This window comes from Agromyces sp. Root81 (assembly GCF_001429165.1).
Classification (GTDB): Bacteria; Actinomycetota; Actinomycetes; order Actinomycetales; family Microbacteriaceae; genus Agromyces.
Genome location: NZ_LMIR01000002.1, coordinates 145,617 through 157,168 on the forward strand (window position 1 = coordinate 145,617; position 11,552 = coordinate 157,168).

Consider the following 11,552-nt stretch of genomic DNA (forward strand, 5'->3'; position numbering starts at 1 on the left):
CCCGATCAGGATTTGATGTACGGTTTGCCGGCCGCAGCTGGGCCTCTGACCTTGCCGACGAGGCCGGCCACCGCGAAGATCGTCACGACGTAGGGCAGCATCAGCATGAACTCGCTGGGCACGGGCGAGCCGATGACCGAGAGCGTGTTCTGCAGGTTCGACGCGAAGCCGAAGAGCAGCGCCGCGAGCGTCGCCTTGATCGGGTCCCATTGGCCGAAGATGACGGCCGCCAGCGCGATGAAGCCCGCGCCCGCGGTCATCTCCTTGTTGAAGGCGATGCCCGATCCGATCGTGAAGAACGTGCCGCCGAGACCGGCGATGGCGCCCGCGAGGGCGACGTTCCAGAACCTGGTGCGGTTCACGTTGATGCCCACGGTGTCCGCAGCCTGCGGGTGCTCGCCGACGGCGCGGAGCCGGAGGCCCCATTTCGTGTGGAACAGCCCGATGTAGACGGCCGCGACCGCGATGTACATGAGGTAGACCACGACGGTCTGCCGGAAGAAGACCGGCCCGATGATCGGGATGTCGCCGAGCACCGGGATCGGCCAGCGGTCGAACCGGGGCGGGGTGTTCAGCAGCGCCGCGTTCGGCGCGAGCACCTGCGAGAAGAAGAAGCTCGTGAGGCCCGTGACGAGCACGTTGAGCACGACACCGACGATGACCTGGTCGACGAAGTACTTGATCGCGAAGGCCGCGAGCACGAATGCGACGAGCATGCCGGCGACCATCGCCGCGATGAGCCCGAACCACGGCTGCCCGGTGATCGACGCCACGACGGCCGCCGTGAACGCGCCGGCGAGGAGCTGGCCCTCGATCGCGATGTTGATCACGCCGACGCGCTCGCCGAGCACGCCCGCGAGCGAACCGAAGATGAGCGGCACGGCGAGGCTCAGCGAGCCGAACAGCAGGCCGATCATCGGCAGCGACGCACCGGCGGCCGCCCACGTGAGGAAGCCGAACATGAAGAGGATCGCGAACACGACGATGGTCCAGAGCGGCACGCGATGCTTCGTGGCGACGAGCCAGATGGAGTACGCGGTCACCGCGGCGAGGAGCACCACGACGGTCCAGAGCGCCGGCATCGTCGGCACCGTGACCTCGGGCAGCTGCACCGCATCGGTGGGAGAGGAGAGGCGGAACTTCGTGACGCCCTCGCGCGGCGCGAACACCGCGAGGGCGAGCTCTGCGAGCGTGAACACGGCGAACGCGATCGGCGCCTTCCAGCTCGTCACGACGGTGGTGGCGAGCGCTTCGGGCTGCGGCGCCGTGCGGTGGTGCTCTGCGGTCGTGCTCATTTCGCGTCGACCTCCTTCGTGACGATGGGGCGCGGTCGTTTCGGACCGGCCTTCGGGTCTGGCAGGCGGAAGATCGTGCGAACGAGCGGCGGCGCCGCGATGAAGAGCACGATGAGGGACTGCACGACGAGCACGATCTCGATGGGCACGCCCTCGGCCGCCTGCATCGAGAAGCCGCCCGCCTTGAAGGCGCCGAAGAGGATGCCTGCGACGAAGATGCCCCACGGCGTCGACCGGCCGAGGAGCGCCACCGTGATGGCGTCGAAGCCGATGCCGGCGTCGATGCCGGCGGTGAAACCGGTGGTGACGGTGCCGAGCACCTGGCTGACTCCCGCGAGCCCCAGCAGCGCACCCGCGATGAGCATCGCGTACACGTACATCGAGGAGACGTTGATGCCCGCGACGCGCGCCGCGTTCGGGTTCTCGCCGACCGCGCGGAACTTGAAGCCGAGGCTCGAGCGGGAGAGGATCCACCACACGAGGACGGTCGCCGCGATGACCAGGATGAAGCCGAAGTGCAGGTTGTACTGCGGCCCGAGCAACTGCGGGAAGATCGCTGTCTCCTTCATCGCCGGCGTCTTCGGGTTCGAGGAGCCGGGCGCCTGCAGCAGGCCTGGGGTGCGGAGCATCCACGAGACCAGGTAGAAGGCGATGTAGTTGAGCATGATCGTGACGATCACCTCGTGCGCGCCGGTGCGCGCCTTCAGGAGGCCGGCGATGCCGGCCCACAGCGCGCCGCCGAGCAGACCGCCGACGAGCGCGACGAGCATGTGGAGGCCCATCGGCAGGTCGAGGCCGAAGCCGATCCAGCCGGCGACGGATGCCGCGATGAGCATCTGGCCGCGACCACCGATGTTGAACATGCCGACGCGGAACGCGAGACCGACGCCGAGGCCACCGGCGATGAGCGGGGTGGCGAAGGTGAGGGTCTCGGTCAGCGGGCGGATGCCGGCGGCGAAGGTGTCGCGCCGGAAGTTGTACACCGAGCCCTGGAAGAGCGCCGAGTAGGCGCCCGACACCGACTGCCAGATCGCGACGAAGGTGTCGCCGGGGCGAGCGAAGAAGTACCCGCTCGCGGCCTGCACGCGCTCATCGGTGAATGCGATCATGACCGCGCCGACGAGGAGGGCGAGCAGCACCGACAGCACCGAGATGAGCGCGTTGCCGGTCGAGATCTGGCGCAGCATCGTGTGCCAGCGCGAGGGCGGTTCGACCTCGTCGGCGGGCGGGGCGGCTGCACTTCGCGCCGCGTCCGCGTCGGTGGCGACCGAGCCCGGCTGCTCCAGCGCGATGTCGGGATCGAGGTCCTTGCCGGCCGGGGCGTCGCCCCGCGGCTCCTGGGGGTCGCTCATGCGGCGGCTCCTTCTGCGGGGGCTTCGCCGGCCATCATCAGGCCGAGCACGTCTCGTGGGGTGTCGCCCGGCACGATGCCGACGATGCGACCGCGGTACATGACCATGATGCGGTCGGCGAGGGCGGCCACTTCGTCGAGTTCGGTCGAGACGACGACGACGGGGACTCCGGCATCGCGCGTGGCGACGATGCGCTTGTGGATGAACTCGATCGAGCCGACGTCGACGCCGCGCGTCGGCTGGGCCGCGACGAACAGGCTCAGGTCTCGGCTGAGCTCTCGCGCGAGCACGACCTTCTGCTGGTTGCCGCCCGAGAGCCGGCCGACCTTCTCGTCGATGCCCTGGGTGCGGACGTCGAACTCCTTCACGCGATCGCGTGCGAACTCGGCGAGGAACCCGCGCTGGATGTTGCCGGCCTTGACGAACGGCGCGCCGCTCGACCGGTCGAGCATGAGGTTCTCGGCGATCGAGAACTCGCCGACGAGGCCGTCCTCGTTGCGATCCTCGGGAATGAAGCCGACGCCGGCGTCGAGGATCTTGCGCACGTTCTCGGTCGTGAGGTCGACGCCGTCGAGCTTGATCGAGCCCTGCACGCGCGGCTGGAGCCCGACGAGCGCCTCGGTGAGCTCGGTCTGCCCGTTGCCCTGCACGCCGGCGACCGCGAGGATCTCGCCTTTGCGCACGGTGAAGCTCACGTCGTTGACGACGAGCTGGCCGATGGGGTCGATGACGCTGAGGCCCTCGACGACGAGAGCGGCGTCGCCGACCTTCGGCTCGTCCTTGTGCACGGTGAGCTCGACGGCGCGGCCCACCATGAGGGCGGCGAGCTCGGCGTTCGACGCGGTCGGCGACGCCTCGCCGACGACCTTGCCGAGGCGGATCACGGTGATGCGGTCGGCGACCTCGCGCACCTCGCGGAGCTTGTGGGTGATGAAGACGATGGAGGTGCCGGCCTCCTTCAGCTGACGCATGATCTGCATCAGCTCGTCGGTCTCCTGCGGCGTGAGCACTGCAGTGGGCTCGTCGAAGACGAGCACCTTGGCGTCGCGCGAGAGCGCCTTGATGATCTCGACGCGCTGCTGCACGCCGACGGGCAGGTCGTCGACGAGCGCGTCGGGATCGACGTCGAACCCGAACCGATCCGAGATCTCACGCACGCGGGCGCGAGCCGTCGCGAGGTCGAGGATGCCGCCGGCCTTCGTGGACTCGTGGCCGAGCATGACGTTCTCGGCGACGGTGAAGACGGGGATCAGCATGAAGTGCTGGTGCACCATGCCGATGCCCGCGGCCATGGCATCGCCTGGTCCGGCGAAGTGCTGCACCTCATCGTTGAGGAGCACCTCGCCCCCGTCGGCCTGATAGAGGCCGTAGAGCACGTTCATGAGGGTCGACTTGCCTGCGCCGTTCTCACCGAGGAGGGCGTGGATCTCGCCGGCCTCCACGGTGAGGTCGATGTGGTCGTTGGCGACCAAGCTGCCGAATCGCTTCGTGATACCGCGAAGTTCGAGCTTCATGCTCCCGATCCTAGTGAGAGTGCGGCATCTGTTGGAGATGCTGCGCGGATGTTGTGGGACCAGAGGAGGCCCCGCTCAGATGTTGCCCTGCTCGCGCGAACGCGCACCCGGACGCCGAATCGGGGAGGCCGGCAAGCCGACCTCCCCGATCCGTGGTGCCTCGACTCAGCCGGCGAGGTAGGAGTCGACCGTCACGTCGCCCGCGATGATCGCAGCCTTGAGGTCGTCGAGCTCGGCCTGGAGCGTCGGAGAGACCTTCGACTCGAAGTCGTGGAACGGCGCGAGGCCGACGCCCTCGTTCTCGAGGGTGCCGAGGAACGGCGCCGGGTCGAAGTCGCCGTTGCCGGCGGCCAGCACGGCCTCGTAGGTACCGACGTCGATGCCCTTGAGGATCGAGGTCAGCACGAGGTCGGCGACCGACGGGTCGGTCTCGGTGAAGTCGGCGTCGACGCCCATGAGTGCGACGTCACTGCCGGAGTCGCGGATCGCGGCTGCGGCCGACTGGTAGATCGGGCCGCCGACGGGCAGCATCACGTCGACGTTCTGGTCGAGCAGGCCCTGCGCGGTCTGGCGCGCGGTGTCGTTGGCCTCGAAGCCACCGGTGAAGAGACCGTCGGTGCCGTCCCAGCCGAGGACCGTGACGCCCTTGCCCTTCTCTTCGTTGTAGTAGTCGACGCCCTGCTTGAAGCCGTCCATGAAGATGGAGACGGTCGGGAAGTTCATGCCGCCGAACGTGCCGACCGTGTTGGTCTTCGTGTAGTCGGCAGCAGCGTAGCCGCCGAGGAACGCGGCCTGGGCCGTGTCGAAGAGGATCGGCTTGATGTTCGGCGCGTCGACCTCGCTGTCGAAGTCGTTGTCGGCCGCATCGTCGATGATGACGTACTCGATGTCGGGGTTCTCGAGCGCGGACTCGACCGTGGCGGCCGAGAGCGCGAAGCCGACGGTGACGATCAGGTCGCAGCCCTGGTCGACGAGGCTCGTGATGTTCGGCGCGTAGTCGGTCTCGGAGTCGGACTGGACCTCGGTCAGCTTGACGCCGAGCTCCTCCGCTGCCTTCGTGGCACCCTCGAAGCCGAGCTGGTTGAAGGACTTGTCGTCGAAGCCGCCGGCATCGGACACCATGCAGGGCTTGAAGTCGATGGCCTCGCCACCGTCGCCGCCCGATTCTTCAGGTGCGGATGCGCAACCGGCGAGCAGCACGGCTGCACCGAGCAGCGCGAGACCGCTGAACGCGGCCTTCTTGGTCGTGACCTTCACTGTGTCCTCCAAAGACTGTCGCCCCGACCGTTCCGAGGCTCGTGCAGTCACGTTACCGAATGTTGCGCCGCGCGCCATCTCTCCGAGGGTCGACGACGTCCAATGGTTATCAAGACGCGATGTTCTGCTCATATGAGCAGAGCGGATGCCCCGATCAGGGGTTCTCACGGAGCGCTCGGCGACTCCACCACGATCTCGCCCGCGATGATCGCCTGCCGGAGGCCCTCGATCTCGCCGTCGAGCGCCGGCGGCACGATGGCGGCGAGATCGTGGTACGGGGCGATCTCGACGCCGCCGTTCTCGAGCGTGCCGACGAACGGCTCGTTCGAGAAGGTCTCGTCGAGCACTGCGCCGACGATCTCGACCATCGCGTCCTGCGTGTTCTTCAGCACGCTCGTGAGGATCACAGGGCGATACTCCGCAGCGAGCGACTCGTACCCGTCGCTGTCGACCCAGATGATCGAGACGCCGCCGCGTTCGAGCGCTGCCGACGCCGCGCCCTCGCCGACCTGGCCGGCGACGGGGAGGATGACGTCGGCGCCCTGATCGATGAAGCTCTCGGCGAGGGTCTTGCCCTTGTTGACGTCTTCGAAGTCGCCGGTGAAGGCGCCGTCCTGGGCGGCCTTGTCCCAGCCGAGCACGCGCACCTGTGCGCCGTGCACCTCGTTGTACTTCGCGACGCCGTCGACGAAGCCGTCCATGAAGAGGGTGACGGGCGGCTGGTTGCCGCCACCGAAGGTCGCGACCACCCCGGTCTTCGAGACCCCCGCCGCGAGGTAGCCGGCGAGGTAGGAGGCCTGCGCGGTGTCGAAGACCACCGGCTTGACGTTGTCGGCCTCGACGGTCTCGTCGACGATCGCGAACGCGAGCTCCGGGTTCTTCCCGGCCTGGTCGAGCGTCGACTCCGCGAGCTCCCAGCCGACCGTGACGATGAGCTCGCAGCCCGATTCGACGGCCTGCTGCACGTTCGGTGCGAGGTCGGTCTCGCCGGTCGAGACGATCGCCTCGGCCTCGATGCCGTACTCGTCTTCGGCCTGCTGCAGCCCCTCCCAGCTCGACTGGTTGAACGAGCGGTCCTCGAGGCCGCCGGAGTTCGTGACCATGCGCACGCACGTCTCGCTCGCCGCGCCGTCGTCTCCGGATTCCGGAGCGGGCGCGCAGGCCGCGAGCGCCACGGATGCCACGGCCAGCGCGGCCGCGGCGGACATGCTTCGGCGCAGCGCCATTCGACGACCAGCACCCCGCCCGCGCGATTCTCGACCCTGAGACATCCGGTACCCGCTCTCTCGCGCCCTAGAGCACGTCGTTGGACCCGCCGAGCCGGAGGGCGTCGACGACCGCCTTGACCCGCTGGGCGTGCTCGCTCGTCGTGACGAGCAGCGCGTCGGGCGTGTCGACGACGACGATATCGTGCACGCCGATCAGGCTGATGACCCGCTTCGACCGGCTGACGACGATGCCGCTCGAGGCGTCGGAGAGCACGCGCGCGTTCTCGCCGAGGATCGCGAGCTCGCCGGACCGGCCGGCGGTGTTGAGCTTGGCGAGCGAGGCGAAGTCGCCCACGTCGTCCCACACGAAGTGCCCGCGGATGACGGCGAGCCGTCCGGCGGCGGCCGCCGGCTCGGCGACCGAGTAGTCGATCGCGATCTTCTCGAGGCGCGGCCAGATCCGGTCGACGGCCGGGCCGCGCGTGGCCGGATCGTCCCACGCCTCGGCGAGTTCGATGAGGCCGGCGTGCAGCTCGGGCTTGTTCCGCGCGATCTCGGCGAGCAGCGCGTCGGCGCGCGCGATGAACATGCCGGCGTTCCAGAGGTGCTTGCCGCCCGCGAGGTAGCGCTTGGCGGTGTCGAGGTCGGGCTTCTCGACGAAGCTCGCGACGGCCTCGACGTGCTCGGCCCCGTCGACCTCGAGCGGTGCGCCGCACTCGATGTAGCCGAATCCGACGGCGGGCTCGGTCGGCGTGATGCCGATCGTCGCGATGTACCCGGCGCGGGCGGCAGCCACGGCGTCGGTCACGGCCGCACGCAAGAGCGCGGTGCCGGAGATCACGTGGTCGGCCGCGAACGAGCCGATGATGACGCCCGGCTCCCGGCGCTCGAGGATCGCGGCGGCGAGGCCGATCGCAGCCGTCGAGTCGCGCGGCTCGCTCTCGAGCACGACGTTGTGGTCGGCGAGGCCCGGCAGCTGCGACTCGACCGCTGCGCGGTGTGCGCGACCGGTGACGACCATGATGCGGTCGTCGCCCGAGAGCGGGGCCAGTCGATCCCAGGTGTCCTTGAGGAGCGTCTGGCCGGATCCCGTGAGGTCGTGCAGGAACTTCGGCGCATCGGCGCGCGAGAGCGGCCACAGCCGCGAGCCCACGCCACCGGCGGGGATGACGCTGTAGAAGCCGTCGATCGGGGTTTCGTCCATCCGCACAGCTTAACCGGCGTGCTCTTCGGCCGACACGGGCAGCGGATGCCGCGGCATCCGGTATCTCGACATCGAGAGAGTTCGGCAAGGCTGAGCGGCGGCCGCTCCGGCTCGGGTCTACACTCGACTCGGGCCGTGTGCCCGTCATGCCCCGGTATCTTCGGGGCGATTCACACAGCCAGGGAGGGTTGTTCATGCCAGAGACTTCGGCAGGAACCCTGACCGCACCCGCGAAGCCTGCGAAACAGAAGCCTGGTGGCACGCTGTACCGCGGCCGTGAGGGTATGTGGTCATGGGTGCTGCACCGCATCACCGGTGTCGCCATCTTCTTCTTCCTCCTCGTGCACATCCTCGACACGGCGCTCGTGCGGGTCAGCCCCGAGGCGTACAACGCGGTCATCGGCACCTACCAGACGCCCATCATGGGCCTCGGCGAGGTCGCCCTGGTCGGTGCGATCGTGTTCCACGCCTTCAACGGCCTGCGCGTGATCCTCGTCGACTTCTGGTCGTGGGCGACCCGGCACCAGAAGGTGCTGTTCTACATCGTCATCGCCCTCTGGGTGGTCACGATGCTCGCCTTCACGCCGCGCCACCTCATCAACGTCTTCAGCCACTAGGGAGCCGCGGGACATGACTGCCATCGAATTCTCCGATCGCCCGCGCCGCCGCGGTGTCAACCTGGAGAAGTGGGGCTGGATCTACATGCGCGCTTCGGGCGTCGTGCTGATCGTGCTCATCTTCGGACACCTCTTCATGAACCTCATGGTCGGAGACGGCGTCAAGGCCATCGACTTCGGCTTCGTCGGCGGCAAGTGGGCCGACCCGTTCTGGCAGTGGTGGGATGTGCTGATGCTCTGGCTCGCCCTCATCCACGGCGCCAACGGCATGCGCACGATCGTCAACGACTACACGAACCCCGGCCTCGTGCAGAAGGTGCTGAAGGGCGCCCTCTTCGCCGCCGCGGCCGTGCTCATCATCCTCGGCACCCTCGTCGTCTTCACCTTCGAGCCCTGCCCGGTCGGCGCCCCCGCCGACCTGCTTCCCTCGTTCTGCGCCGCATAGGAGATCCGTGAACACCCAGAGCGCCGACGCCGAGACCACGGTCATCGACGGCGTCCACTACCACCAGTTCGACATCGTCATCGTGGGCGCCGGCGGCGCCGGCATGCGAGCGGCGATCGAGGCCGGCCCCGGCGCGAAGACCGCGGTCATCTCGAAGCTCTACCCCACTCGCTCGCACACGGGTGCGGCGCAGGGCGGCATGGCCGCGGCGCTCGCGAACGTCGAGGAGGACAGCTGGGAGTGGCACACCTTCGACACCGTCAAGGGCGGCGACTACCTCGTCGACCAGGACGCGGCCGAGATCCTCGCGAAAGAGGCGATCGACGCGGTCATCGACCTCGAGAACATGGGCCTGCCGTTCAACCGCACGCCCGAGGGCAAGATCGACCAGCGCCGCTTCGGCGGCCACACCCGCGACCACGGCAAGGCGCCCGTGCGCCGGGCGTGCTACGCGGCCGACCGCACCGGCCACATGATCCTGCAGACGCTGTTCCAGAACTGCGTCAGGCTCGGCATCAACTTCTTCAACGAGTACTACGTGCTCGACCTCGTCATGACCGAGGTCGACGGGCCGGATGGATCAAAGACGAAGCAGCCCTCGGGCGTCGTCGCCTACGACCTCGCCTCGGGCGAACTGCACGTCTTCCAGGCCAAGGCCGTGATCTTCGCGACCGGTGGCTTCGGCAAGATCTACAAGACCACCTCGAACGCGCACACCCTCACCGGTGACGGCGTCGGCATCATCTGGCGCAAGGGCCTGCCGCTGGAAGACATGGAGTTCTTCCAGTTCCACCCGACCGGTCTCGCCGGTCTCGGCATCCTCCTCACCGAGGGGGCACGCGGCGAGGGCGCGATCCTCCGCAACGCCTCGGGCGAGCGCTTCATGGAGCGCTACGCCCCCACGATCAAGGACCTCGCACCGCGCGACATCGTCGCGCGGTGCATGGTGCAGGAGGTCGCGGAGGGCCGCGGCGCCGGGCCGCACAAGGACTACGTGCTCCTCGACTGCACCCACCTCGGCGCAGAGGTGCTCGAGACGAAGCTGCCCGACATCACCGAGTTCGCACGCACCTATCTCGGTGTCGACCCGGTGTTCGAGCCGGTCCCCGTCATGCCCACCGCGCACTACGCCATGGGCGGCATCCCCACGAACGTCGCGGCAGAGGTGCTCTCCGACAACGACACCGTCGTGCCCGGCCTCTACGCAGCCGGCGAGTGCGCCTGCGTCTCCGTGCACGGCTCGAACCGACTCGGCACGAACTCCCTGCTCGACATCAACGTCTTCGGCAAGCGCGCCGGCCGCAACGCGGTCGAGTACGTCAAGACGGTCGACTTCACTCCCCTGCCGTCCGACCCCGCCGCAGCGGTCCGCGGCATGCTGGAGCAGCTCCGCGACTCCAACGGCACCGAGCGCATCGCCGCGATCCGCAAGGAACTGCAGGACGAGATGGACAAGAACGCCCAGGTGTTCCGCACCGACGAGTCCCTCGAGCACGTCACGACGGTCATCGCCGGTCTCCGCGAGCGGTACAAGAACGTCGCCGTGCACGACAAGGGCAAGCGTTTCAACACCGACCTGCTCGAGGCCGTCGAGCTCGGCTTCCTCCTCGACCTCGCCGAGGTCGTCGTGTACTCGGCCCGCAACCGCCAGGAGAGCCGCGGCGGCCACATGCGCGACGACTTCCCGAACCGCGACGACGTCAACTACATGCAGCACACGATGGCGTACCTGTCGGGCGACGCGCACTCGTCGGATGCGGCCGACCACATCCGACTCGACTGGAAACCGGTGACGATCACCCGCTACCAGCCCATGGAGAGGAAGTACTGACGTGAGCACTGCAACGCTCGAAGCCCAGTCGACGGATGCCGCGATCCAGTCGTTCACCGTCACGTTCCTGATCCGCCGGTTCGACCCGGACGTCGACACCGAGCCGCGCTGGCAGGACTTCGACGTCGAGATGTACGCGACCGACCGCGTGCTCGACGCCCTGCACAAGATCAAGTGGGAGCAGGACGGTTCGCTGACCTTCCGCCGCTCGTGCGCGCACGGCATCTGCGGTTCCGACGCGATGCGCATCAACGGCCGCAACCGACTGGCCTGCAAGACGCTCATCAAGGACCTCGACATCTCGAAGCCCATCTACGTGGAGGCCATCAAGGGCCTGCCGCTCGAGAAGGACCTCATCGTCGACATGGAGCCGTTCTTCGCGAGCTTCCGCGAGGTGCAGCCGTTCCTCGTCGCGAACTCGAAGCCCGAGGCCGGCAAGGAGCGCGTGCAGTCGGTCGCCGAGCGTGCGATCTTCGACGACACCACCAAGTGCATCCTGTGCGCGGCGTGCACCTCGTCGTGCCCGGTCTTCTGGACCGACGGCCAGTACTTCGGCCCCGCCGCGATCGTGAACGCGCACCGCTTCATCTTCGACTCGCGCGACGACAACGCGCAGACTCGCCTCGACATCCTCAACGACAAAGAGGGTGTGTGGCGCTGCCGCACGACCTTCAACTGCACCGAGGCGTGTCCGCGCGGCATCGAGGTCACGAAGGCCATCGCCGAGGTCAAGCAGGCCGTCATGCGCGGCAAGCCGTAGTCGCACCACCACTGCAGGTCGAGCCTGCCGGATCCCGCTGAGGCGGGGCATCCGGCGGGCTCGACTCGT

10 protein-coding genes are annotated in these 11,552 nt (G+C 68.2%); 4 read left to right on the forward strand and 6 right to left on the reverse strand.

All coding sequences use genetic code 11. From position 1 onward, the window contains the following. Positions 1-5: 5 nt before the first annotated feature. The 6 genes from ASE14_RS05700 to ASE14_RS05725 form a co-directional block, all read right to left on the reverse strand. Positions 6-1,295, reverse strand: a complete 1,290-nt coding sequence (locus tag ASE14_RS05700; protein ID WP_056652136.1) for an ABC transporter permease — start codon at positions 1,293-1,295, stop codon at positions 6-8. Next, positions 1,292-2,647, reverse strand: a complete 1,356-nt coding sequence (locus tag ASE14_RS05705) for an ABC transporter permease (RefSeq protein WP_082600226.1) — start codon at positions 2,645-2,647, stop codon at positions 1,292-1,294. Before ASE14_RS05705 ends, ASE14_RS05700 begins: the two co-directional genes overlap by 4 nt. Further along, complete coding sequence (locus tag ASE14_RS05710) at positions 2,644-4,161, reverse strand: ABC transporter ATP-binding protein (RefSeq protein ID WP_056652139.1); 1,518 nt, start codon at positions 4,159-4,161, stop codon at positions 2,644-2,646. The genes ASE14_RS05705 and ASE14_RS05710 overlap by 4 nt, the downstream gene beginning before the upstream one ends. 165 nt (positions 4,162-4,326) lie before the next feature. Further along, positions 4,327-5,418 (reverse strand): BMP family protein, encoded by a 1,092-nt coding sequence (locus tag ASE14_RS05715; RefSeq protein WP_056652141.1) that lies wholly within the window; start codon positions 5,416-5,418, stop codon positions 4,327-4,329. 164 nt (positions 5,419-5,582) lie between these two features. Next, positions 5,583-6,644: a BMP family protein gene (locus tag ASE14_RS05720; protein WP_235511118.1), complete on the reverse strand. Its 1,062-nt coding sequence runs from the start codon at positions 6,642-6,644 to the stop codon at positions 5,583-5,585. A gap of 67 nt (positions 6,645-6,711) precedes the next feature. Then, complete coding sequence (locus ASE14_RS05725) at positions 6,712-7,830, reverse strand: mannose-1-phosphate guanylyltransferase (protein WP_056652146.1); 1,119 nt, start codon at positions 7,828-7,830, stop codon at positions 6,712-6,714. A 194-nt stretch (positions 7,831-8,024) separates the two neighbouring features. On the opposite strand from ASE14_RS05725, the gene sdhC reads away from it, so the two are divergent. From sdhC to ASE14_RS05745, 4 genes are read left to right on the forward strand one after another with little or no spacing between them, the layout of a single operon-like run. Next, positions 8,025-8,447: a succinate dehydrogenase, cytochrome b556 subunit gene (sdhC, locus tag ASE14_RS05730; RefSeq protein WP_082600754.1), complete on the forward strand. Its 423-nt coding sequence runs from the start codon at positions 8,025-8,027 to the stop codon at positions 8,445-8,447. A gap of 13 nt (positions 8,448-8,460) precedes the next feature. Further along, complete coding sequence (locus ASE14_RS05735; RefSeq protein ID WP_056652150.1) at positions 8,461-8,892, forward strand: succinate dehydrogenase hydrophobic membrane anchor subunit; 432 nt, start codon at positions 8,461-8,463, stop codon at positions 8,890-8,892. Positions 8,893-8,899: 7 nt separating this feature from the next. Continuing rightward, positions 8,900-10,723, forward strand: a complete 1,824-nt coding sequence (gene sdhA / locus ASE14_RS05740) for a succinate dehydrogenase flavoprotein subunit (RefSeq protein ID WP_056652154.1) — start codon at positions 8,900-8,902, stop codon at positions 10,721-10,723. A gap of 1 nt (position 10,724) precedes the next feature. Next, entirely contained in the window at positions 10,725-11,483 is a 759-nt protein-coding gene (locus tag ASE14_RS05745) for a succinate dehydrogenase iron-sulfur subunit (protein ID WP_056652159.1), read from the forward strand. Positions 11,484-11,552 lie beyond the last annotated feature (69 nt).